We start from the raw sequence: 22,854 nt of genomic DNA, 5'->3' as shown, positions 1-22,854 counted from the left end.
TCAGTCCTCCTCCCCGTCGGCGGCGACGGTGTCGAGGACGCCCTCGACGGTGCCGCCCGCGAGGACGTGGCTCGTCAGGCCGAGGCCCAAGCGGTCGGACACGTCGTGGGCGGCCGCCTCAATGCGGCCGAAGTCGACGCCGTGGCCGACTCCCATGCGTTCGAGCATCTGGACGAGGTCCTCGGTCGGCGTGTTGCCGACGCCGGACATGTCGCCCGGGAGGACGACGCCGCCGCCGAGCCCGCAGACCGAGGCGTCGAAGCGGTCGACGCCGACCGCCATCGCGGCCAGCGTGTTGGCGAGGCTCATCCCGTTCGTGTCGTGGAGGTGCAGGCCCATGTCGAGGCCGGGGTGGGCCTCGAACGCGGCGGTGAACCGCTCCGTGATTTCGACCGGGTTCGCGAGGCCCATCGTCGTCGCCAGCGTCACCTCGTCGACGCCGGAGTCGACGACGCTGTCGACGACCGCGAGGGTCTCCGCCGGGTCGATTGCGCCCTCGTAGGGGCAGTAGAAGCTCGTGCCCATCCCGGCTTCGACCTCGATGCCGTGGTCGTGGGCGAGGTCGACGATGTCGTCCATCTCCGCGAGCACCTCCTCGCGGGTGCGGTTCTGGTTTTTCGCGGTGTACGTCTCGCTCACCGTGACGAGCGCGTTCACTTTGTCCACCTCGGCCTCGACGGCGCGCTCCATGCCCCGGAGGTTGGGGACGAGCGCCCGGTAGGTCACGCCGTCGCGGCGGGTGATTCGCGTCGCCACCTCGTCGGCGTCCCGCAGGGTCGGGACGGCCTTCGGGTGGGTGAAAGAGGAGAGTTCGATTTCGTCGACGCCGGTGTCCGAGAGGGCGTCGATTATCTCGACTTTCTCGTCGGTCGGGACGAACTCGTCGAGGCGCTGGAACCCGTCGCGGGGGAGCATCTCGACGACGTGGACGCGCTCGGGAAGCGAGTCGAGGAGGCTCATATCACGTCCTCCGCTTCGAGGTCCGAAAGCACCGACTCGTCGTAGCCGAGTCGGTCGCGGTAGACCGCGTCGTTGTGTTCACCGAGCGACGGACCGAGGTGGTCGACCCGCCCCGGCGTCTCCGAGAACTTCGGGAAGGCGTTCTGGACGACCGCCTCGCCGAGGTCGGGGTCGTCGACCGTCAGGAACGCCTCGCGCGCCGCGTAGTGCTCGTCGTTGAGGATGTCCTCGACGTTGTAGACGGGCGCGAGCGTCGCGTCGGCCGCCTCGAACGCGTCGAGAACCTCCTCGCGGCTGTGGTCGTCCATCCAGTCTTGGATGATGGCGTCGAGTTCGTCGACGTGTTCCAGTCGGTCCTCGTTGGTCTCGAACCGCGGGTCGTCTTTCAGGTCGGGGCGGTCGATGGCGTCGAACGTGCGCTCGGCGAGCGGTTGGGCGCTCGCGGAGATGGCGACCCAGCGGTCGTCGCCCGTCCGGTAGACATTCCGCGGGGCCGACGAGGTCGAGCGGTTGCCCGACCGCGACTCGATTTCGCCGAGTTGGTCGTAGCGGAGCGGTTGCGGGCCGAGCAGGCCGAAGATGGGTTCGATGAGGCTCGTGTCGATGTACTGGCCGCCGCCGCCGTGGACGTCGCGGTGGTAGAGCGCGAACATCACCGCGAACGTCGAAAACAGCGCCGCGATGTTGTCGGCGAGGCCGGTCGGCGGGAGCAACGGAGGCGAGTCGGGGAAGCCGTTGAGGTAGGCGAAGCCGGACATCGCCTCCGCGAGCGTCCCGAAGCCGGGGCGCTCGGCGTACGGGCCGGTCTGACCGAAGCCGGACATCCGAAGCATCACGAGGTCGTCGTTGACCTCGGAGAGGCGCTCCCAGCCGACGTTCCAGCGTTCGAGCGTGCCGGGCCGGAAGTTCTCGATGAGGAGGTCGGCCTCGCCCACGAGGTCCTCGAACACCGCCGCGCCCTCGTCGGTGGAGATGTTCAGGGTGATAGACTGCTTGTTCCGCGAGAGGTACTTGTGCCAGAGGCCGACGCCGTCTTTCTGTGGACCGAAGCGGCGGATGTGGTCGCCGAACGCCGGGTGTTCGATTTTGATGACCGTCGCCCCGAAGTCGGCCAGGAAGCGGCCGACGGTCGGGCCGGATATCATCGACCCGGCTTCGAGGACGACGAGGCCGTCGAGTGGTCCGTTCGTGTCGTTCGTCATGTCGTGTGTGTCTTCTCGTTCTGTGTCGCGTGTGGTGGTCGTGTGGTGATGCGTGTGCGCGTCCGCGTGCCCGTCGGGACGTGTGCCCGGTTCCGCGTGGCCGGTCAGTCCGCGTTCGTGGCTCGGTTCGGTCGCCGCCGGCTCACACCGGGCGGTCGATGTGGGTTCCGTGCCCTTTCGTGCCGACGATTTCGCCGTCGTCGTAGGCGAGTTCGCCCTTCACGACGGTCTGAGTCGGCCAGCCGGTGACCTCTCGGCCCTCGTAGGGGGAGTAGCCGCTGACGCTGTGTAACAGTTCCGGCGTGACCGTCTTCGTCTCGTCGAGGTCGACGACGGCGAGGTCGGCGTCGCTTCCGACCCGGACCGTCCCCTTCTTGGGGTAGAGATTGAACGCCTTCGCCGCGTTGGTGCTCGTCACCTCGACGGCGCGCTCCAGCGAGATGCGGCCCTCGTTGACGCCCTCCGAGAGGATGAGCGGGAGCATCACGGGCGTCGAGGGGAAGCCGAGCAGGCTGTCGCGGATGCCCTCGCCGAACTTGTTCTCCGCGAGGTTGGCGCAGTGGTCGGTCCCGATAGTCGAGATGGTTCCGTCGGCGAGGCGCTCCCAGAGCGTCTCTTGGTCGGCTTTCGACCGGACCGGCGGGTTGACTTTCATGCGCTCGTCGCACTCCTCGGTGGTGAGCGCGAGATAGTGGATACACGTCTCGCCCCACGCCCGGTAGCCCGCGTCGTGGAGTGCGGCGAGTTCGTCGGCCGTCCCCCCGGCGGAGATGTGGACCGCGTAGAAGCGGTCGTCGTAGCCGTGGACCTTGGCGAGCGCGGCCCCGGCGACCATGCTCTGGGTCTCGGCGTAGCCGGGGAACTCCTCGACCATCACCTCGTAGCCCTCGTCGGCGTCGGCGTCGGTGTCGTCGGACTCCGAGGTGACGTAGACGTTGCCGCCGGCGAGCGCGTTCGTGATTTCGACGTTCTCGGAGTGGTAGCCGAGCGTCGTCGGCACGTCCTGTTCGGCGAGTTTCCGGACGAACGCATCGCCGAAGTCGTCGTGCATATCGCAGTCGACGCCGAACTTCTCGCGGGCGGCGTCCTTGTAGTTCATGTACCACTTGAACGTCGTGATGCCGAACTCGTCGATGATGGTCGGAATCTCCTCGACGTGTTCCATCGAGAGCAGGCCGAGCGAGAAGAAGTAATCGTGGTAGTAGTTCGGCTCAGCCTCGTCGAAGTAGCCCGGCATAATCTCCTCGTAGGCCCCGGCCCGGCGGAAGTAGTTCCCGATGGTGGTCACGCCGCCGACGAGGTCCGACTTGGACTCGGACTCGGCGTCCGCCTCCAGTCCGCGGTAGATACCGTGGTGGGTGTGCGGGTCGATTGCGCCCGGGAGCACGTGCTTGCCCGTCGCGTCGATTTCCGTCTCGCCCGAGAGCGTCCCGGGCGCGGCGACGGCGGAGATGGTCTCGCCGTCGGCCGCGACGTCGGCCTCGAAGGTGCCGTGTTCGGGCGTGACGACGGTGCCGTTCGAGATGACGAGGTCGTGGTCGTGGGTCATAGCGTCTCGACCCACTCTTCGACCGCCTCGGTCTCCAGCACCTCGGCGTACTTCATCCACAGGTCGAGGAGGCCGATTTTGTGCGACGCCTCGATGCGGTCGAAGATGCACTCCTGCGGCAGGACGACGCTGAGGCCGTTCTGCTTGGCGTCGACCGCGGTGGCGCGGACGCACCCGCTCGTGGAGTTGCCGACGATGATGACCGAGTCGTGGCCCCCGCGGACGAGCCGCGAGAGCAGGTCGGTCCCGTAGAACGCCGACGCGTAGGACTTGTCGACGACGGTGTCGCCCTCCTCGGGCGCGACCGGGTCGACGATGTCGAGGTCGGGGTGGTCGGGGTCGTCGTAGCTCGACGGGACGACCCGCGTGTACGTCACCGGAAGCCCCTGCTCCCGCGCGAAGTCGAGGAACGGGTCGATGTGTTCGATGGCGTCCCACGCGATGTCGCCCATCGCGGTGCGGTACTCCTCGATGGCGTCGAGGATGGGGACGTTCTCGCCGACGATGAGCCGCTGCATGTCGATGACGAGAACCATCGGGTTCTCGCCCATGCCGCGGGACTCCCACGACGAGGCGCCTTCCTTGTCGTAACCAGCCTTCGTGATGACCTGTTTATCCTGTTCGGATAGCAGGTCCTCCCAGATACGGTCTGTCATGACTCGCTTCGCCTGAGATGCGGTGGCATCCGGCATAAAAGTACGGCACGGTTCGCCGGCGTCATGTTACGGGGCGAACACCTCCAGCGTCCGCGCCACCCACTCGCGGTCGACGCCGGCGGGCGCGCGGACGACCGGGAGGTCGACGCCCATCTCGCGGAGTTCGCCGAGTCGCCCCCGCACGTCGTCGGGCGTGCCGACCAGCGCCACGAGGTCGAGGAACTCCGCCGAGAGTTCGCGCGCCCCGGCCTCGGTCGTCGGCGCGGCCCGGACGGCCTCGACCTCGTCGGCGAAGCCGGCCTGCTCGGCCGCGCGGTCGTAGTAGCCCGGCACGTCGCGCAGGTAGTAGGCGACGTGTTCGGCCGCCGCCCGCCGCGCCTCGTCGGCGTCGTCGTGGACGGAAGTGAGGACGTACATCGCCACGTCCACGTCGCTCGCGTCGCGGCCGGCGCGGGCCGCCCCGGTGTCGAGCCACTCCAGCGCCTCCTCGAACTGCGGGCGCGGGTAGAGGTTCGGAAGCCAGCCGTCGGCGACCTGCCCGGTGAGTCGGACGTTCGCCGGCCCGAGCGCGCCGTTGTAGATGGGTATCTCCTCGCGGACGGGGTCGAAGGCGTTCCAGAAGCTCGTGCGCTCGGGTGAGAAGAACTCCCCGTCGAACGAGTCGGCCTCGCCGCGGAGGTAGCGCCGCACGAGTTCGACGTACTCGTGGAGTCGCGACAGCGGGCGGTCGAAGGGGACGCCGTGGAACGCCTCGACCACGCCGGGGTGGGCGACGCCGAGGCCGAGAATCGCGCGGCCGCCGGAGTGGTCGTCGAGGGTCGCCGCGGCCGCCGCGAGCGCCGCGGGCGTCCGCGAGAACACGTTGACGATGCCCGTCGCGAGGCCGATTTCGTCGGTGTGGACGGCCCAGCGTTCGAGTTTGCCGAAGGCGGTCTTGCCCTGTCCCTCGGCGGCCCACGCCGACTCGTAGCCGAGTTCCTCGGCGCGGACGACGAGCGACGGGTCGTCGCGGAGCGCGAACAGGACCGCGGTTCGCTCGCTCATTCCTCCGCCGGAACCGCGGGCGCGTCGTCGGCCGGGACCGGGACGACGCCGTCGGCGGCGAGGTCGTTCCAGATGTCGAGGCGCTCGATGAGCCCCCGGCGGACGACGTAGATATCGACGTAGCGAACGTCCGAGAAGTCCGCGCCGTCGTTGTCGACGCCGTAGAGCGACCCGACGCTCACGACGGTGTCGCCCGCCTCCAGCCAGCGGTCGAACTCCTTGGCCGCCCACTCGTAGCGCGGTTCGAGATGGGCGAGGAAGTCGTAGGCCGCGGTCGGTCCCTCGAAGGTCGCCCCCGGCAGGGAGATGACGGCGTCCTCGGCGAACAGGTCGCCGACGGTGTTCCTGCGGTCGTCTTCCATGCGGTCGAAGAACTCCTCGACGATGTCTCGTGGCGAGTCCATGCGGTATGGGTGTTCTCGACACACATAGTTTTTCACTCCGACGTTTCGGACTGTCTGCCGTTCCTGAACGTTCGAGTCGGCGCGACGGCGGACGCGGCCGCAGGAGCGACGGGGGAATTGTTCTCACGTGCGCCCACGAAAGCGACGGACACGGCGACGACGCGAGAGGGCCGCGGCGACGCCGACGCCGCCGGAGGCGGTAGTTTTACGATAGAGTCTCCCTAGCAGAGTGCATGGACGAACTAGCCCGGCGGACGCCCAGCGACGGCGTCGCCGAAGTCGTCTCGGTCGACGACATCGAGTGGGACATCGACACGGACGTGCTCGTCGCGGGCGGCGGCGGCACCGGCCTCGTCGCCGCGCTCGCGGCCAGCGAGGACCCCGACGTTCGCGTGACGGTGCTGGAGAAAGCGCCCGAGTGCGGCGGCAACACGTCGCTTTCGACCGGGATGGTCCCCGCGGCGGGGACGCGCCTCCAGCGCGAGGCCGGCATCGAGGAGACGCCCGCGGACATGGCCCGCGACATCTTGGAGAAAAACGACTACGAGGCCGACGAGGAGCGCGTGCAGTACCTCTGCGAGGAGAGCGCGAATCTCATCCACTGGCTCGTCGACGACTGGGACGTCACGCTCCACATCGTGGACGACTTCAAGTACCCCAAACACTCCGAGTACCGGATGCACGCCCCGGAGGGCCGAAACGGCGAGAACCTCGTCGCCGAACTGGTCGAGCGCGTCGAGTCGACGCCGAACATCGAACTCCTGACGAACGCGCCCGTGAAGAAACTCGTCGCCGGCGACGGCGCGGTCCGGGGGGTCGTCGCCGGCCTCGGCCACGACGAGGCCATCGAGGCCGAGAAGGTCATCCTCGCCACCGACGGCTTCGCCGGCAACCGCGAGATGGTCACCGACTACTGCGAGGCGGACGTCGAGCGGGCGCTGTACTTCGGCGCGGACGGCAACACCGGCGACGGCGTCCGCTTCGGCGCGGAACTCGGCGGCGAACTCGCCTGCATGGACGCCTATCAGGGCCACGCGACGGTGGCGAGCCAGACGGGGATGCTCTCGACCTACGCGGTCACGATGAACGGGGGCATCCTCGTGAATCGGGACGGCGAGCGGTTCGGCGACGAGTCCGCCGGCTACAGCGAGTTCGCCATCTCGGTGCTGAAACAGCCCGGCGAACAGGCGATTCAGCTGTTCGACGAGCGCATCTTCGAGAAGCTCCGCGGGCAGTTCGAGGACTTCGACGAGGCCATCGAGCGGGGGACCTACCACACCGCCGACTCGGTCGCGGCCCTCGCGGAGCGACTCGGTGCAGACGGCGAGGCCGCCGCCGAGACGGTCGCCGACTACAACGAGGCCGCCGCGGCGGGCGAGCCGGACGAGGTCGGTCGCGTCGACGGCGCGAATCCGCTGGAAGCGCCCTTCTACGGGGCCAAAGTCACCGGCGCGCTCTTCCACACGCAGGGCGGCCTCGTCGTCGACGAACACGGGCGCGTCCTCCGAACCGACGGGAGCACCGTGGAAAACCTCTACGCCGGCGGCGGCACCGCCTGCGGCATCAGCGGCCACGGCGCGGGCGGCTACCTCTCCGGCAACGGGCTGACGACCGCCCTCGGTTACGGCCGCCTCGCCGGCATCCACGCCCGCGAGTCGCTCGACTGACGCCGCGGCGAGGTCACGGCCCCGGAGTAGGGCACCGAAACTACTCGTTTTCGACGCAGTTCGCCGACCAGAACCGATTCGTTGCAGGAATATCCGCAGAACGTGACAACACGAGTACGGGAGGATTTATTACAGTAGGCACTAACCTCGATACCGATTGCCATGGGTAAGACTCTCAAGTCTTCGACGAGCAACAGGCGGCGCTTCCTCAAAGCAACGGGCGCGAGCGTCGCGGCATTGACACTGGCCGGCTGTGCGAGCGACGACGCCGGGAACGGCGGCGGTGATTCGGGCGGTGACTCCGGCGGCGACTCGGGCGGGTCCGGCGGCGACACGGGCACCACGACGGGGACGCCCGAGCAGTCCGTCGACGAGGTCATCATCGGGTCGAACCACCCGCTTTCGGGGAGTCTCGCCGCGACGGGCGTCGGGATGAGCAACGCCATCAAACTCGCCGCGATGCGGAAAAACGAGGAGGGCGGCATCGAATCGCTCGACGGCGCGGAAGTGACCGTCATCGAGGGCGACAACCAGGGCGCACAGGAGCTCGGCGGACAGGTCAGCGAGGAACTGCTCAGCGAGGGCGCGGACGTCCTCACCGGCTGTTACTCCTCGCCGGTGACGACGGCGGCGACGCAGGTCGCGGAGCGACAGGGCGTCCCCTTCGTCATCTCCATCGCGGCGGCGGACAACATCCTGCAGGGCCGCGACTTCAACTACGTCTACCGGCCCCAGCCCCCGGCGCGCCGGCTGGCGAGCGACTACGCGGACCTCGTTCCCTCGGTCATCCGCGACGGCGGCGGCACCATCGACACGGCGGGCCTGTTCTACATCAACAACAGCTACGGGCAGGCGATTCGCGACAGCCTCCGCGAGTTCCTCCCCGAGCAGAACGTCGAAATCGTCGAGGAGACGGCCATCGAGTTCGGCGCGTCGAACGCCAACACGCAGGTGTCGCGGCTCCGGAGCGCCGACCCCGACACCATCATCGCCACGACGTACGTCGCCGGCGGCGTCCTGCTCGCACAGGCGTTGCAGGACCAGGACTACCGGCCGCCGTACCTGACCGCCTCGGCGTCCGCGACGTTCACCGACGACGACGCAGTCAGCGACATCGGCGAGTTCGCGAACGGCGTGCTGGACAACAACTACGCGCTGAACCCGACGGTCGACAAGACCGCCGAGGTGCGCTCGCAGTTCCTCGACAACTACGACCAGGAGTTCTCGGCGTCGGTCGGGATGTCCTACACCGCGGCGGAGGTCATCATTCAGGCGGTCGAGGAGGCCGGAAGCGTCGACCCCGACGACATCAACGAGGCGCTCAAGGGCCTCAGCTACGAGGACCACATCTCCGCGATGGGCGCAATCGAGTTCGACGACCAAGGCGAGAACGTCAACGCGCTCGGACCGGTGAACCAGGTCCAGGACCTCTCGGTCAAAGTCGTCTACCCCGAGGAGTACGCGGAGGCCGAACCGCAGGTCTAACCGCTACCCGCGCGCGCCGTCACGTCAACGAACCGTCTCGAACGATAGCCACCTTTTATGGGGGTTGACAACAATTCCCGAGCGTAGAAACCGCATGGGACACCTAGTCACATCGGTCGCGCCCCTGCCGCTACAGGGCGGTGGCCTCGGCCGATTCATCGACCCGTTCGCACAGTTCCTGACCGACATCACCAATCTGGAGCCCGTCCTCCTACAGTTGCTCGCGTTCGGCCTCCTGCTCGGGGGGGTCTACGCGCTGACGGCGCTCGGGCTGACGATGATATTCGGCGTGATGGACGTCATCAACTTCGCCCACGGCATCTTCCTCGTCGTCGGGATGTACTCGGTGTGGTTGGTCTCCGAGACGGCCGGCATCAGCCCGTTCCTCGGGATACCCATCGCCGCCGCGGTGCTGTTCGCCCTCGGGGTGGTGGTCCATATTCTCACGGTCGAGCCCATCATCGAGGCACCCCAGCAGAACCAGCTCATCGCCACGCTGGGCGTTCTCTTCATCATCCAGTCGGCCGTCGAAATCCTGTTCACGCCCGACCCCCAGCAGGTCGAACTCTCGCTCGGGTCGGTGCAGGTCGGCGACGTCTTCATCCCGCTCGGGCAGTTCTACGCGCTCGTCATCGCGCTCGGGACGATGCTCGCCGTGCGGGCGTTCCTGAACCGGACCGACCTCGGCCGGAAGATTCGCGGCACCGCCGACAACCGCGACGGCGCGCGCTACGTCGGCATCAACGTCCGCCGCATCAACTACCTCACCTTCGGTATCGGCGCGGCGCTGGCCGGCGTCGCCGGCGGCTCCATCGCGCTGTTCCAGCGGTTCGACCCCTTCACCGGCGAGACGTACCTCATCAACGCCTTCGTCATCGTCATCCTCGGCGGCCTCGGCTCGTTCCCCGGCGCGTTCGTCGGCGGCCTCATCGTCGGGCTGATTCAGGTGTTCGGCGGCTACTACCTCCCCGGGACCACCGCGCAGGTGCTCATCTTCCTGCTTTTCATCGGGACGCTCCTCGTCAAGCCCGAGGGCCTCTTCGGAGGTGCTGAGGCGTGAGCGCAATCGAGTCCGTCCGCGACCGCTACCGGACGTTCGACGACCGGCGGTACGCCCCGCTTGTGAAGGGCGTCGCGCTGTTCGGCCTGCTCGCGGCGCTCCCGACGCTCATCGAAATCGACGTCGCCGGGATGGAACTCGCGGCGACGCTGAGCCTTCGGATGCTCATCCTCACGGTCATCTACGCCTACACGGCGCAGGCGTGGAACATCATGTCCGGCTACACCGGGCAGTTCTCGTTCGGGCACGCGGCGTTCTTCGGCGTCGGCGCGTACGCCACGCAGGCGCTCGTCGTCGACTTCGCGGTGAACCCGTGGATTGGCATGCTCGTCGGCGGCGTGCTCGCGGCTGGGTACGGCCTCGTCATCGGCGCGCTCTCGTTCCGTTTCAACTTACAGGGCCACTACTTCGCGCTGGCGACGCTGGCGTTCGCGGAACTGCTCCGCTTCGTCGTCACCAACATGTCCGAACTCCACGGGGCCAACGGCTACTTCAAGCCGTTCCCGCGCGACTACGGCGCTGAGTACGGCCTCGCCGCCTTCCAGTTCCAGAGCGACCTGCCGTACTACTACCTCATCGTCGGCTTCCTGCTGGTCGTGACGCTCGTCTCGTGGGTCATCAAGAACTCGTGGGTCGGACTGTACTTCTTCGCCATCCGCGAGGACGAACGGGCCGCCGCCAGCGTCGGCGTGCCGAGCTTCCGGTACAAGCTCATCGGCGTCGCCGTCAGCGCCTTCTTCACCGCCCTCGGCGGTGCCTACTGGTCGATGTACTTCAACACCATCCGCCCCGACACCGTGTTCGCGCTGTTCAAGAACGTCGAACTGCTCCTGCCCGCCGTCGTCGGGGGGCCGGGGACGCTTCTGGGCCCCATCGTCGGCTCGTTCATCGTCACGCCGGTCAGCGAAATCGCGCGGACGACGTTCTCCGACATCAACGGCCTCGACCGCATCATCTACGGCGCGTTCCTCGTGGCCATCGTCATCTACTCGCCGCGCGGCGTGGTGAGCTGGCCGAGTCAGGCCCGCGCCCTCTGGAACCGCGTCCGCGGCGACGAGGAGGTGAGCGAGTGATGTCGGCAGACGAGACGACCGCACAGAGCGTCGACGACCCGGACGCGGACATCGACCGCGACGGCGAGCGGATTCTGTCGGTCGAGGGCGTCGGCAAGCGCTTCTCCGGCCTGCAGGCGCTCGACGACGTGGACATGACCGTCAACCGCGGCGAGATTATCGGCCTCATCGGGCCGAACGGCGCGGGCAAGACCACGCTGTTCAACTGCATCAGCGGCGCGTTCCCGCCGACGAGCGGGACCGTCCGACTCGACGGCGAGGTCATCTCCGGCCTCCCGGCGCACAAAATCGCGCGGGCGGGGCTGGCGCGGACGTTCCAGATCACGCGCCCGCTGGAGGAGCTGACCGTCGTCGAGAACGCGATGGTCGGCGCGCACATCCACACGCGCCGCCGGGGCGAGGCGCGCGAAATCGCCATGGAGACCCTCGAATTCGTCGGGCTCGCGGACAAGGCCGAAGAGGAGGCGGGCGAACTCACCGTGGGCGCACAGAAGCGCCTCGAACTCGCCCGCGCGGTCTCGACGCGCCCGGAAATCCTGCTTCTCGACGAGATTATGGCGGGGCTCACCCCGTCGGAGTCGAAGCAGATGCTCGACCTGTTCCGCCAACTGCGCGAGCGCGGGACGAGCCTGCTCATCATCGAACACGACATGAAAGCCATCATGAACATCTCGGACTACGTGAAAGTGCTGGACCAGGGGAAGGGCATCGCCTTCGGCGCGCCGGAGACGGTGGTCGAAGACGACCGCGTCATCGAGGCCTACATCGGGGGGTTCGACGTCGATGCTTGAACTTCGCGGCGTCCGCGCCGGCTACGACGACATCGAGGTGCTCCACGGCGTCGACATGCGCGTCGACGAGGGCGAAATCGTCGCGCTCATCGGCTCGAACGGCGCGGGCAAGACCACGACGATGCGCACCATCTGCGGCATCCTCTCGCCGAGTCACGGCGAGATAACCTACCGCGACGAGGCGATTCACTCGAAGGCGTCCCACGAAATCGTCGAGCGCGGCATCGTGCAGGTCCCGGAGAACCGCGACCTGTTCACCAACATGACCGTCATCGACAACCTGCTTCTCGGCGCGCAGACCGAGGAGGCGAAGGCGAACCGCGAGGGGAACCTCGGCGAGATGCTGGAGCTGTTCCCCCGGCTCGCGGAGCGCAAGAACCAGCGCGCCGGCACCATGTCCGGCGGGGAACAGCAGATGCTGACGCTCGCCCGCGCACTCATGGGCGAACCCGACCTGCTCATCCTCGACGAGCCGTCCATCGGGCTCGCGCCGCACCTCGTCCAAGAGGTGTTCGACGTCATCGAGGACATCCACGCGCAGGGCATGACGGTGCTCATGGTCGAACAGAACGTCCAACAGACGCTCAAGCTGGCCGACCGGGGCTACGTCATGGAGAACGGCCGCATCAGCATGACCGCCGACGGCGACCAACTCCTCGAAGACGAGGGCGTCGTCGAGGCGTACCTCGGGGTGTGAGATGACCGACGAAGCGCTCGCGTCGTTCGTCGCCGACCTCGACCGGGCCGACCTCCCCGCGTCGGTCGTCGAGCGCGCGTCCCTCGTCGTCGCCGACACCATCGGCGCGGTGCTGGGCGGCGCGTCGGACCCCGCGGTCGCCGCGCTGGCGCGCCGGTGGGCCGACGAGAACGGCGGCGAATCGACCGTCATGGGGACGGCTGGCGAGCGGACCACCGCGTACCGCGCCGCGTTCGTCAACGCGGCCGCCGGGAGCGTCCTCGAACTCGACGAGGGCCACCGCTTCGCGGCCGGCCACCCCGCGATACACGTCCTGCCCGCGCTCCTCGCGGACGGCGAGTCCGCCTACCGGAGCGGCGACGAGTTCCTGACGGCGTTCGTCGCCGGCTACGAGGCGGCGGTCCGCGCCGCCCAGACGGTGGTCCCGCTCGCGGACGGCCTCCACCCCCACGGCGTGTGGGGCGGCGTCGGGACCGCCGCGGCCGTCGCCCGACTCCGCGGCCTCGACGCCGAGACGACGCTCGACGCGATGCGCATGGCGGCGAACTACGCCCAGCACACCCGGTTCGAGGCGGCGACCGAGGGCGCGACCGTCAGAAACGGCTACGTGGGGATGAGTAACCTCTCGGGCCTCCTCGCGGTCGACCAGGCCGAGTCGGGGTTCACCGGCCTCGACGACGGCGTGGCGCGACACCTCGAACCCGTGGCCGCGGACGGCCCCGACCGGAGCGCCCTCGCCGACGAACTCGGCGAGCGCTGGGAACTCGAGCGCGGCTACTTCAAGGTCCACGCGGCCTGCCGCTACACCCACGCCGCCCTCGACGCCGTGGCGCTCCTCGTCGACGAGACGGGCGTCGACGCGGCCGACATCGAGTCGGTTAGCGTCGAGACGTACCCCGCGGCCGCGGCGCTGTCGGAACCCGCGCCCGCCAACGCCCTGCAGGCGAAGTTCTCGATTCCCTTCGCCGTCGCCTCGGCGCTGACGACCGGCGAGACCGGCAAGGAGGCGTTCACCGACGAGGCGCTGACGAAGACCGCCCTCGGGTTCGCCCGCCGCGTGGACGTGGTCGCCACCGAGGAGTTCGCGGCCCGCGCCCCCGACGAGCGCGGCGCGCGCGTCACCGTCGAGACGGGCGACGGCGAGCGGTACGCCCGCGAGGTGCGCGCCGCCCGCGGCGGCGAACGCGACCCGTTCACCGAATCGGAACTCCGAGCGAAGTTCGACCGACTCGTCGCGCCCGTCATCGGCGACGGCGGCGTCGACGGCCTCTGGACCGCGGCGACCGAACCCGCCGCCCCCGCGTGCTCTGCGCCCTCACTCGGGCCTGAGCACCCCCGACACTCACCGAGACCACTGAGACCACTGAGACCATGATTTCACACGAGCCAGTCAGAGACTGGGAACGACAGGTGTACGGCTTTCTGACCGACGAGATACCCGACGACGTGCGCGCCGACGGGGCGCGAATCGTCGCGGACGTGCTCGCGGCGACCGTCGCGGGGGCGGCCGCGCCACAGCACGCGGGCGTCTTCCGCGACGCGAAACTGGCCGACGGCCCGGCGTCCGTCCTCGGGACCGACCGCCGGGTCGACCCGTCGCAGGCGGCGCTGTTGAACGCGACGGCGGCGATAACACAGGAGATAGAGGAGGGCCACAACCGCGGCGGCCACGTCGGCGCGAGCGTCGTCGCGGGCGCGGTCGGCGTCGCCGAGGCCAACGACGTGGACGGCGAGACGTTCGTAGACGCCTGCGTCCGCTCCTACGAGCTGTGCGCGCGCTTCGAGTACGCCATCTTCGCGATGAAGGCCCGGATGAACGAGGCGATTCCGTGGCTCGTCCGCGACCCGCACTCGACGTGGACGACGCTCGGGCCGGCGCTGACAGCCGCCGTCTGCGCGGGACAGTCGCCCGACGGGGTGCGCGAGACGGTCCGGACCGCGCTGAACCTCGCGGTCGCCTCCATGCACGACCCCTTCGCAGAGGGCGCGCCGTCGCGGAACGTCACCGCCGGGTTCTCCGCGCAGGCCGGCGTGAGCGCCGCGACGCTGACCGCCGCCGGCCTCCGCGGGTCGCCCGCGGCGATGGAGGCCGTCTACGACCCGTTCGAAACGCTCCTCGGCGACGGCGAGTTCGACGCCCTGTTCGATTCGCTCGGCGACGACTGGTGGATTTCCGAGGCCTACCAGAAGCCGTATCCGTCGTGTCGCTACACCCACGCCCCGCTCGACGCCCTACGAGACGCCGGCGCGGACGACCTCGCGCCCGGCGACGTGGACCGAATCGACGTGTACACCTACCGCAACGGCGTCGACATGAGCCACGCGCGACCCGAGACGCTCACCGCGGCGAAGTTCTCGACGCCGTACGTCCTCGCCCGCTGGGTCGCAGACGGGAGCGTCGAACTCGACGACTTCCTCGACGACGCGCTCGGCGACGAGGCCGTGCAGGGGCTCTCGGAGCGCGTCCACCTCCACGCGGACGAGGCGTTCGAGCGGGCGTTCCCCGACGATTGGGGGGCGCGCGTCGAGGTGACCGCCCGCGACGGGAGCCGCTACGTCGGCGAGCGCGAGTACCCCCGCGGCGACTACCGCGACCCGCTGTCGGCGGCCGACCTCGACTCGCGCAACCGCGACCTGCTCGCGTTCGGTCTCGGCGAGGACGCCGCGGACGCGGCGCTCGACGCGCTCTCGGCGGTCGGTTCGAGGCCGGTCCGCGAGACCGTCGCCGCGCTGACTCGGTACTGAGGCGAACACTCGTTCGGCTTACCCGAACAAAACGCCAACAATTATTACCTCACTGCCTGATTGCTAACTATGAACACGAACGGGAACGATGCGACGGGAACAATCGGCGCTACGAAAACGTCGTTCGGCATCGTCGAACACATCAGGGACCACGACGCGAGCGGGGTGTCGGAGATAGCGAACGACCTCGGCATCTCGAAGAGCACGGCCCACAACCACCTCAAGACGCTCGCGGAACTCGGCTACGTCGTCAGGCAGGGCGACGAGTACGCGCTGGGCCTGAAGTTCCTCGACCTCGGCGACCACGCCCGGACGCGACACGCGCTGTACCACGCCTCCATCGGCGAGATGGACGACCTCGTCGAGGCCGTCGGCGAGCGCGGACAAGTGATGGTCGAGGAGAACGGCCGCGGCGTCTACATCTATCAGGTGAAATCCGAACAGGGCCCCCAGACCGACTCGCACATCGGCACGACCGTCGACCTCCACACCACGTCGGTCGGCAAGTCCTACCTCGCGTTCTGCGACGAGGAGCGCCGAAGGGAGATTCTCGACGGCGAACTGACGCGGCTGACGACGAAGACGATAGACGACCGCGACGCCCTCGAAGCCGAGTTGGCGACGATTCGCGAGCGCGGCTACGCCTTCAACGACGAAGAGCGCATCACCGGGATGCGAGCGGTCGGCGCGCCGATTCTCTCCGACGACGAGACCATCCTCGGCGCGATTAGCGTCTCCGGTCCAACCACCCGGATGAAAGGCGAGTGGTACCACACGGAGGTCCCCGAGATGGTGACGCAGGCCGCTCGGGTCATCGGCATCCGCGCGACCTACTCGTAGTCTCCAGTGATGCAAAACAACGGTTCGGCATAGCTGTATTTCGCGGATGTTTGACGCCGGACGGCCCGTTCCCGGAGTCGTTCGGACGCGAGCCGGCCGACACCAAAGAGATTACAGAATTATGTTTGTCACGGATGGGGCGAGTCGACTTCCGCGACTCGTGACACAGATACGGTTGTCAGGCGAGCCGGTCGAGTTCGGCGGTGTCCGTCGGCAAACGTATCAGTATATATAGTTCTAATCTGGCTTGATAAGTCATCGTCGGAGAGGGTCACGAGCGCGACGAACTCGATTCGGTGGCCGAGTTCCTCCGTCCGAGATGCGAGCGCGGCGCGGCGATTCAAAGCGGACGAACGGTGCGTTTTTCGCGCGATTGACGCGCTATTCGAGCGAAATTTCGGTGTTAGGGGTGACGAGAGAAATCGATCAGTCGGCTCGCTGTGGACCCGATTGCCGAGTGTTCGAACTCGAATCGAAGCCATGTGCTCGAACTAAATAACTACCAATATTCAAAAATAACAGTCGAATACTATCGAATCTGAGATGTTATTCGAGCGCGATGACGCCGGTGTGTCAGCGCGAACGCCGTCGCTCGGCGAGGGCGCGGTCGCCGGCGTGGCGGTCCGCGTCGTCTCGCGTCGCGTCGTGAGTCACCGCGCGGTGTCGCGTCGGGAGTCGGTTCCCCGACCTCGGAGTCAGTCGGCCATCGGAGCCTGCAACTCGCGTTCGGCCTCCTCGTCGACCTCGACGGGGCCCTCGGCGAAGACGACGCCGTGTGCGCCTTCTCGCTCCTTCGCGCTCGCCGCGACGCGGACGAACGAGGCCTTCTCGCGGGCGTCGGCGAGCGTGTGACCGCCGCAGTAGCTCACCCCGGAGCGAACCCCGCCGAGGAACTCCTCGACGAGCGGTTCGACCGGCCCCTTGTAGGGCGTGAGCGCCTCGACGCCCTCACCGGCGTCCACGTCGCTCTGTTTGTCCTCGCGGTCGTCTGCGGCCTCCGTGGAGGCCATCCCGCGGGAGCGCTTGTACGTCTCGCCGTCGACCTCGACGACCCGGCCCGGTGCCTCGTCGGTCCCGGCGAAGAAGCTCCCCATCATGACGGTGTCCGCGCCGGCCATGAGCGCCTTCGCGGCGTCGCCGGAGGTCCGAATCCCCCCGTCGGCCATGACGTGGATGCCGAGGTCGTGCGCCCGCTCGGCGCACTCCGAGACGGCCGTGAGCTGCGGATAGCCCGCGCCCGCAACCTCGCGGGTCGTGCAGTGCGAACCCGGCCCGACACCGACTTTCACACAGCCCGCGCCGGCCTCCCAGAGGTCTTCGACGGCCGCCGGCGTGACGACGTTGCCCGCGACGATTTCGGGGTCGAACTCGTCGCGAATCCGTTCGACGGCGTCGAGACACCGCTCCATGTGGCCGTGAGCGATGTCCATCACGATAGCGTCCGCGCCGGCGTCGAGGAGCGCCTCGGTCCGGTCGAGGTAGTCCTCGTTGATGCCGACCGCGCCCGAGACGGTCCCGCCCGCCTCGGCGACGCGGCGGACCTGTTCGGCCTGCTCGTCCACGTCGAGGAAGCGGTGGACGACGCCGAGGCCGCCGAGGCCCGAGAGCGTCGCCGCGAGGTCCGCTTCGGTGACGGTGTCCATGGCCGCGCTGACGAGCGGCGTGTCGAGGCGCAAGTCGGGCGTCACGTTGGTCGAGAGGTCCACGTCGCTCCGGCTGTCGACCGGCGAGCGCTGTGGAACCAGCAATACGTCTCCGTAAGAGAGTCCTGTGCGAATCTCCATCGTAACCCTCCACAGCCGAAGGGTGGGATGGTAATAACGCCCACGAACGCGGTTCGCGTCGCCGCGGAACGAAACTATTACACGCTGGCGTTCGTCCGTTCACTAACACACGGCGCCGCGTCTCGTGCGAATCTCCAACCCATCGTAACCCCAACGTACTCGCCGTTCGCGGGCCGTGTGGTTCGAACCGCCCCGGAGCGACCGCGCCGCGCGACGGCGGAGTCTCGGAGTCGAATCCGGCGCGGAGTTCGCAAGCGTTTTGTCAGACTGATATTGACAGATAGTTGCCGTGCCGGCCGTCCCACCTCGAGTCGGTATCGGTAGGTGGATCAGAGGCAACCCACAGCACGACGATTGGTCCCCGCCTCGATATCGTCCGGACCGAAGAAATTTCTTCCGCGCAGTCCCTTAGGGAGGTATGCAGACTGTCATTCTCGCCGCCGGCCGCGGCACCCGGATGCGTCCGCTCACGGACCGCCGACCGAAGCCGATGCTCCCCGTGGCCGACCGGCCGCTCGTCGCACACACCGCCGACGCGGCCATCGAGGCGGGCGCGACGGACATCACTCTCGTCGTCGGCTACGAGGCCGGAGACGTGCGCGACTACTTCGGCGACGAGCGCGGGGGCGTCCCCGTCGAGTTCGCCGTCCAGTCGGAACAGCGCGGGACGGCCGACGCCGTCCGCGCCGCGGCCCCCCATCTCGACCCCGACGAGCCGTTCGTCGTCCTCAACGGCGACGCGCTGTACGACGTGCCGACGCTGTCGACGCTGTACGAGGGGACGCCCGCGGTCGGGTCGTTCCGCGTCGACGACCCGAGTTCCTACGGCGTCCTCGACACCGACGACGAGGGCTTCGTCACCGGCGTCGTCGAGAAGCCCGCGGACCCGCCGTCTGACCTCGTCAACGCCGGCGCGTACGTCTTCCCGGCCGAGGCCCACGACTGGCTCGACGTGGACGAGAGCGACCGCGGCGAACTCGAACTGACCGACGTGCTCGCGGCGACCTGCGAGGCCTACGACGTGCGCGGCGTCGCCTTCGAGCGCTGGCTCGACGTGGGGCGGCCGTGGGAACTCCTCGAAGCCAACGAGTGGAAGCTCGGCGAACTCGAACCGCGAATCGACGGCGACGTGTCCGAGCGGGCCGAACTCGACGGGCCGGTCGTCGTCGAGGCGGGCGCGACGGTCCGCTCCGGCGTGGTCATCGAGGGGCCGGTGCTCGTCCGGAGCGGGGCCACCGTCGGCCCGAACGCCTACGTCCGCGGGCACACGCTCGTCGGCGAGCACGCCAAGGTCGGCCACGCCGTCGAGGTGAAAAACAGCGTCCTGATGGAGGGCGCGACGGTCGGCCACCTCTCGTACGTCGGCGATAGCCTCCTCGGCCGCGACGTGAACTTCGGCGCGGGGACAAAAGTGGCGAACCTCCGACACGACGGCGAGCCCGTCCGGCAGATGCTCAAAGGCGAACTCGTCTCGTCGGGTCGTCGGAAGTACGGCGTCGTCCTCGGTGACGGGGTGAAGACCGGCATCAACGCCTCGCTGAACGCGGGCGTCAGAATCCCGACCGGCGGGACGGTCAAACCCGGCGAGTCCGTCCTCTACGACCGCGTGGACGAGACCGACGCGGGCGACGAAGCGAGCGACCACGGGGCGACCGGCCACGCGGCGACCGACGACGAGGCGACCGCCGGCGAGGACTGACGCGAGGGCCGCCTCGACCCGCGACACGCATCACGTTGACGACAGTTAACCTACCAAACAGTTATCAGACACAAGGCGAATCGGCACGACAGTACATGGACGTGAGCGAGGGGGAGTCGGCGTCGAGGCGCGTGCTCTACGTCGACGACGACGAGGGGCTGTTGGCGCTGACAAAGCGGTTTCTCGAATCGACGGACGACGAAATCGAGGTCGTGACGACCGACTCGCCGCGGCGGGCGCTGGCACTGCTCGCGTCGGAGTCGTTCGACGCGGTCGTCTCCGACTACCAGATGCCGGAGATGTCCGGACTCGAACTGCTGTCGGTGCTCCGAGAGGAGCGCGGCTCCGACGTGCCGTTCGTCATCTTCACCGGGCGGAGCCGCGAGGAAGTCGCCATCGAGGCGCTGAACCTCGGCGCCGACAGCTATCTCCAGAAGGGCGGCGACCCGACGACGCAGTACGGCGTCCTCCGACAGACGCTCGTCCGCATCACGGACCACCGGCGCGCGGAACGGCGACTCCGCGAGCGCGAGGCGTACCTCCGCGTCACCCTCAACTCCATCGCCGAGGGCGTCGTCGCCACCGACGCCGACGGGACGGTCGTCCAACTGAACCGAACCGCCGAGGAGATAACCGGCTACGACGCCGACGCCGCCGTCGGCGAGCCGCTTTCGGACGTGCTCGTCCTCGTCGACGGCGAGACCGGCGAACGCATCGACCCGATGCGCCGCGTCGCCGAGGCGGACGGGCCGGTCGAACTCGCCGCGGGAACGAAACTCGTCACCAGCGACGGCGGCGAGCGCTACATCGAAGACAGCATGTCGCCCATCAGGACCGACGACGGGGCGGTCGAAGGCGTCGTCGCCGTCTTCCGCGACGTGACCGAGGCCTACCGCGAGCGGGAGCGACGCGAGCGCCAACAGCGGGCGCTCGTCGGCCTCGCGACCGACGAGGCGGTCATCGGGGGGTCGTTCGAGGACGCACTGCCGCGAATCACGGAGACGATGGCGACGGTGCTGAACGTCGAGCGGGCGAGCGTCTGGCTGTTCGACGACGCCGAGACGCTCCGCTGTGTCGACCAGTACGACCGGTCGTCGGGCGAGCACAACGCCGGGACGACGCTGACCGCGTCGAACTACCCGTCGTACTTCGAGGCGCTGGCGGCGAACCGGTCGCTCGGCGTCGACGACGTTCGGACCGACCCGGCGACCGCCGAGCTTCGGGACGGCTACCTCGGGCCGAAGGGCATCGCGTCGATGCTCGACGCGACGGTCAGGTCGGGCGGCGAGGTCGTCGGCGTCGTCTGTCACGAACACGTCGGCGAGCCGCGACAGTGGCGGACCGACGAGCGCAGGTTCGCCGCGGAGGTCGCCGACAACGTGGTCATCGCGCTCATGCGGGCGACCGACGTCGAGGCGCTCCCGGCGCGCGCCGGCGGGAACGAGACGGGCGATGCGGAAGCAAGCGACGCGGAAGCGGACGATACGGGAGTGGGCGACGCGAAAACGGGCGACTCCGAAGGAAACGAGCGCGGAGACGGAACGCGACCGAGAGAGGAGCGACGAGGGAGCCGCGCGGAACCGCGGGCGGAGCAAAGCGAGGAGTGAATCGGTCGGGGCGCGTCGCCGCGGCCGACCTGCTCAATCTGGAGTCTACTTTTCGGCCGTTCCGAACCCCATCCGGTCGGTTCTCGCCATCTGATTCGGACACCGAACCCCCGTTCCGAGCCGGGAGTTGAAAAACGGCAGTTCCGCGGGAATCCGGCGAAATCGGCGCATCACCGTGAAATCTAAAATGCCCGTAGCACCAAAGAACGTGTATGTCGAACAGCAGCCGATTCGTCGTCGCGACGCACGTGTTGACTCACTTGGCGGTGCAGAGCGACGAGCGGCTGTCTTCCGACCGTCTCGCGTGGAGCGTCAACACGAACCCGGTGGTCATCCGTCAGCTCCTGTGTTCGCTCCGCGAGGCGGGCCTCGTCGATTCCAAGCGCGGCCCGACCGGCGGCTTCACGCTGTCCCGCGAGCCGGACGCCATCACGCTTCGCGACATCTACGAGGCGGTGGAGGACGCCGAGCCGTTCTGTTTCCACACGAACGAACCGAACGACGAGTGCACCGTCGGCGAACACATCCAGCCGGTGCTCGTCGAACTGCTCGAACCGGCGATTCAGGCGATGCTCGACGAACTCGACTCGGTCACCGTCGCGGACGTCCACGCGGAAATCGTCGAGACGGCGGACGGCGACCCGCTCGAAGCGTAGCGCGGCACCGCACCGTAGAGCGCGTTCAGACCGTCGACTGCACCGTCTCGGCCTCGGCCGCGTCCTCGTCGTGTTCAGCGTCGAGCCACTCGGTGGCCCACTCCTGTATCTCGTCGAACACCGGGCACAGCGAGACGCCCTTGTCGGTCAGCGAGTAGTACGTCGCGACCGGCGCGTCCTCCTCCATCCGGCGGTCGACGAAGCCGTGTTCCTGCAGGTCGTCGAGGACGCGAGAGAGCGTCCGCGAACTCGCGCCGGTCGAGCGCTTCAGCTCGTTGAACCGCTTTTCACCGTCTTGGAGGTCGTGGAGGACGATGAGACGCCACTGTGACCCGATCTGCTTCAGCGAGTCGATGATGGGACAGGGGGCGTCGTCGAGGTTCATATCCGTGGCCATACCCCCATATCGGCTCCGTCCCTCTTTAGCGGTTCGGTTAGTACACCTGCTTTCGAAACGTTACCTGATTCGGATCCGGGCCGACGGACCGACCGGCCGACCAGTCGCCGACCTGAGCGCCGGTCCGCTCAGGCGAGGAGACGCGAGAGGAGGAGGAACACGCGCTTGAGGTTCTTCGAGAGGCTCGTCTGGTTCTCCGAGAACAGCACCACCTCGTCGTCGAGTGCGTGAATCTGCAGGCACCGACCGCGGTCGGACAGGTCCTTCAGTTCGATGCCCCGGACCGAGTCGAGGGGGACGACGAGATAGCGGTACTCCTCGTCTTGGATGTCGGCGTTACAGTGGTCGCCGTAGACGTGGATGCTCCGCTCCGTGACCGCGAGTTCGTAGCCGATGTAGCTCATCCCGGCGATTTCGGCCCCGGCGCGGCCGCCCTTGACTTTGCCCTTCAGGTGCGAGGCGTCGAGGAGGATTCCGTCAACCATACCGCACGGTTCCGGGCGGGCGTTCCTAAGTATTCGCGCCCGGTTCTCCGAAT

20 protein-coding genes and 1 pseudogene are annotated in these 22,854 nt (G+C 68.1%); 12 read left to right on the top strand and 9 right to left on the bottom strand.

Annotated elements, in window-relative coordinates:
• From C441_RS17465 to C441_RS17440, 6 genes are all read right to left on the bottom strand, one after another.
• Positions 1–960 (bottom strand): hydroxymethylglutaryl-CoA lyase, encoded by a 960-nt coding sequence (locus C441_RS17465; protein WP_007276277.1) that lies wholly within the window; start codon positions 958–960, stop codon positions 1–3.
• Positions 957–2,162: a CaiB/BaiF CoA transferase family protein gene (locus tag C441_RS17460; RefSeq protein ID WP_004967838.1), complete on the bottom strand. Its 1,206-nt coding sequence runs from the start codon at positions 2,160–2,162 to the stop codon at positions 957–959. The genes C441_RS17465 and C441_RS17460 overlap by 4 nt, the downstream gene beginning before the upstream one ends.
• Before the next feature lie 142 nt (positions 2,163–2,304).
• Positions 2,305–3,711, bottom strand: a complete 1,407-nt coding sequence (locus tag C441_RS17455) for a dihydroorotase (protein WP_007276276.1) — start codon at positions 3,709–3,711, stop codon at positions 2,305–2,307.
• Positions 3,708–4,367, bottom strand: a complete 660-nt coding sequence (locus C441_RS17450) for an isochorismatase family protein (RefSeq protein ID WP_004967836.1) — start codon at positions 4,365–4,367, stop codon at positions 3,708–3,710. Before C441_RS17450 ends, C441_RS17455 begins: the two co-directional genes overlap by 4 nt.
• Before the next feature lie 66 nt (positions 4,368–4,433).
• Complete coding sequence (locus C441_RS17445; RefSeq protein WP_007276275.1) at positions 4,434–5,411, bottom strand: LLM class flavin-dependent oxidoreductase; 978 nt, start codon at positions 5,409–5,411, stop codon at positions 4,434–4,436.
• Positions 5,408–5,815, bottom strand: a complete 408-nt coding sequence (locus C441_RS17440; protein ID WP_007276274.1) for a nuclear transport factor 2 family protein — start codon at positions 5,813–5,815, stop codon at positions 5,408–5,410. The genes C441_RS17445 and C441_RS17440 overlap by 4 nt, the downstream gene beginning before the upstream one ends.
• 233 nt (positions 5,816–6,048) lie before the next feature.
• Between C441_RS17440 and C441_RS17435 the strand changes: the two genes are divergently transcribed.
• The 9 genes and pseudogenes from C441_RS17435 to C441_RS17395 all read left to right on the top strand — a co-directional run bounded on the left by C441_RS17435 (position 6,049) and on the right by C441_RS17395 (position 16,173).
• On the top strand, positions 6,049–7,482 hold the full coding sequence (locus tag C441_RS17435) for an FAD-dependent oxidoreductase (RefSeq protein WP_007276273.1): 1,434 nt from the start codon (positions 6,049–6,051) through the stop codon (positions 7,480–7,482).
• A 162-nt stretch (positions 7,483–7,644) separates the two neighbouring features.
• Positions 7,645–8,967 (top strand): ABC transporter substrate-binding protein, encoded by a 1,323-nt coding sequence (locus C441_RS17430; protein ID WP_049920679.1) that lies wholly within the window; start codon positions 7,645–7,647, stop codon positions 8,965–8,967.
• 94 nt (positions 8,968–9,061) lie between these two features.
• Positions 9,062–10,027, top strand: a complete 966-nt coding sequence (locus C441_RS17425; protein WP_007276271.1) for a branched-chain amino acid ABC transporter permease — start codon at positions 9,062–9,064, stop codon at positions 10,025–10,027.
• Complete coding sequence (locus tag C441_RS17420) at positions 10,024–11,100, top strand: branched-chain amino acid ABC transporter permease (RefSeq protein ID WP_007276270.1); 1,077 nt, start codon at positions 10,024–10,026, stop codon at positions 11,098–11,100. The genes C441_RS17425 and C441_RS17420 overlap by 4 nt, the downstream gene beginning before the upstream one ends.
• Complete coding sequence (locus C441_RS17415; RefSeq protein WP_007276269.1) at positions 11,100–11,891, top strand: ABC transporter ATP-binding protein; 792 nt, start codon at positions 11,100–11,102, stop codon at positions 11,889–11,891. The genes C441_RS17420 and C441_RS17415 overlap by 1 nt, the downstream gene beginning before the upstream one ends.
• Positions 11,884–12,588, top strand: coding sequence for an ABC transporter ATP-binding protein (locus C441_RS17410; RefSeq protein WP_007276268.1), 705 nt, complete (start codon positions 11,884–11,886; stop codon positions 12,586–12,588). The genes C441_RS17415 and C441_RS17410 overlap by 8 nt, the downstream gene beginning before the upstream one ends.
• Before the next feature lies 1 nt (position 12,589).
• Positions 12,590–13,917, top strand: a pseudogene (locus C441_RS17405) (MmgE/PrpD family protein).
• A gap of 42 nt (positions 13,918–13,959) precedes the next feature.
• On the top strand, positions 13,960–15,333 hold the full coding sequence (locus C441_RS17400; protein ID WP_049920678.1) for an MmgE/PrpD family protein: 1,374 nt from the start codon (positions 13,960–13,962) through the stop codon (positions 15,331–15,333).
• A gap of 69 nt (positions 15,334–15,402) precedes the next feature.
• On the top strand, positions 15,403–16,173 hold the full coding sequence (locus C441_RS17395) for an IclR family transcriptional regulator (protein ID WP_007276265.1): 771 nt from the start codon (positions 15,403–15,405) through the stop codon (positions 16,171–16,173).
• Between the two features lie 695 nt (positions 16,174–16,868).
• Here C441_RS17395 and C441_RS17390 read toward each other — a convergent pair.
• Positions 16,869–17,957: a guanosine monophosphate reductase gene (locus tag C441_RS17390; protein ID WP_083874951.1), complete on the bottom strand. Its 1,089-nt coding sequence runs from the start codon at positions 17,955–17,957 to the stop codon at positions 16,869–16,871.
• Positions 17,958–18,375: 418 nt separating this feature from the next.
• Here C441_RS17390 and glmU point away from each other — a divergent pair, with 418 nt between their 5' ends.
• The 3 genes from glmU to C441_RS17375 all read left to right on the top strand — a co-directional run bounded on the left by glmU (position 18,376) and on the right by C441_RS17375 (position 21,919).
• Complete coding sequence (gene glmU / locus C441_RS17385) at positions 18,376–19,656, top strand: bifunctional sugar-1-phosphate nucleotidylyltransferase/acetyltransferase (RefSeq protein ID WP_007276263.1); 1,281 nt, start codon at positions 18,376–18,378, stop codon at positions 19,654–19,656.
• Positions 19,657–19,751: 95 nt separating this feature from the next.
• Complete coding sequence (locus C441_RS17380; protein WP_007276262.1) at positions 19,752–21,263, top strand: response regulator; 1,512 nt, start codon at positions 19,752–19,754, stop codon at positions 21,261–21,263.
• Between the two features lie 212 nt (positions 21,264–21,475).
• Positions 21,476–21,919: an Rrf2 family transcriptional regulator gene (locus tag C441_RS17375; RefSeq protein ID WP_007276261.1), complete on the top strand. Its 444-nt coding sequence runs from the start codon at positions 21,476–21,478 to the stop codon at positions 21,917–21,919.
• A gap of 25 nt (positions 21,920–21,944) precedes the next feature.
• On the opposite strand, the gene C441_RS17370 is transcribed toward C441_RS17375, so the two are convergent.
• On the bottom strand, positions 21,945–22,316 hold the full coding sequence (locus C441_RS17370; protein WP_049917703.1) for a winged helix-turn-helix transcriptional regulator: 372 nt from the start codon (positions 22,314–22,316) through the stop codon (positions 21,945–21,947).
• Between the two features lie 128 nt (positions 22,317–22,444).
• Entirely contained in the window at positions 22,445–22,801 is a 357-nt protein-coding gene (locus tag C441_RS17365) for a hypothetical protein (RefSeq protein ID WP_004967819.1), read from the bottom strand.
• Positions 22,802–22,854 lie beyond the last annotated feature (53 nt).

The sequence above is a fragment of the Haloferax sulfurifontis ATCC BAA-897 genome (assembly GCF_000337835.1).
Lineage (GTDB): Archaea > Halobacteriota > Halobacteria > Halobacteriales > Haloferacaceae > Haloferax > Haloferax denitrificans.
This window is presented reverse-complemented; position numbering and strand designations above follow the sequence as displayed.

Coding starts and splice junctions, on each gene's coding strand:
- C441_RS17465 (WP_007276277.1), bottom strand. CDS start 960: ATGAGCCTCCTCGACTCGCTTCCCGAGCGCGTCCACGTCGTCGAGATG.
- C441_RS17460 (WP_004967838.1), bottom strand. CDS start 2,162: ATGACGAACGACACGAACGGACCACTCGACGGCCTCGTCGTCCTCGAA.
- C441_RS17455 (WP_007276276.1), bottom strand. CDS start 3,711: ATGACCCACGACCACGACCTCGTCATCTCGAACGGCACCGTCGTCACG.
- C441_RS17450 (WP_004967836.1), bottom strand. CDS start 4,367: ATGACAGACCGTATCTGGGAGGACCTGCTATCCGAACAGGATAAACAG.
- C441_RS17445 (WP_007276275.1), bottom strand. CDS start 5,411: ATGAGCGAGCGAACCGCGGTCCTGTTCGCGCTCCGCGACGACCCGTCG.
- C441_RS17440 (WP_007276274.1), bottom strand. CDS start 5,815: ATGGACTCGCCACGAGACATCGTCGAGGAGTTCTTCGACCGCATGGAA.
- C441_RS17435 (WP_007276273.1), top strand. CDS start 6,049: ATGGACGAACTAGCCCGGCGGACGCCCAGCGACGGCGTCGCCGAAGTC.
- C441_RS17430 (WP_049920679.1), top strand. CDS start 7,645: ATGGGTAAGACTCTCAAGTCTTCGACGAGCAACAGGCGGCGCTTCCTC.
- C441_RS17425 (WP_007276271.1), top strand. CDS start 9,062: ATGGGACACCTAGTCACATCGGTCGCGCCCCTGCCGCTACAGGGCGGT.
- C441_RS17415 (WP_007276269.1), top strand. CDS start 11,100: ATGTCGGCAGACGAGACGACCGCACAGAGCGTCGACGACCCGGACGCG.
- C441_RS17410 (WP_007276268.1), top strand. CDS start 11,884: ATGCTTGAACTTCGCGGCGTCCGCGCCGGCTACGACGACATCGAGGTG.
- C441_RS17400 (WP_049920678.1), top strand. CDS start 13,960: ATGATTTCACACGAGCCAGTCAGAGACTGGGAACGACAGGTGTACGGC.
- C441_RS17395 (WP_007276265.1), top strand. CDS start 15,403: ATGAACACGAACGGGAACGATGCGACGGGAACAATCGGCGCTACGAAA.
- C441_RS17390 (WP_083874951.1), bottom strand. CDS start 17,957: ATGGAGATTCGCACAGGACTCTCTTACGGAGACGTATTGCTGGTTCCA.
- glmU (WP_007276263.1), top strand. CDS start 18,376: ATGCAGACTGTCATTCTCGCCGCCGGCCGCGGCACCCGGATGCGTCCG.
- C441_RS17380 (WP_007276262.1), top strand. CDS start 19,752: ATGGACGTGAGCGAGGGGGAGTCGGCGTCGAGGCGCGTGCTCTACGTC.
- C441_RS17375 (WP_007276261.1), top strand. CDS start 21,476: ATGTCGAACAGCAGCCGATTCGTCGTCGCGACGCACGTGTTGACTCAC.
- C441_RS17370 (WP_049917703.1), bottom strand. CDS start 22,316: ATGGCCACGGATATGAACCTCGACGACGCCCCCTGTCCCATCATCGAC.
- C441_RS17365 (WP_004967819.1), bottom strand. CDS start 22,801: ATGGTTGACGGAATCCTCCTCGACGCCTCGCACCTGAAGGGCAAAGTC.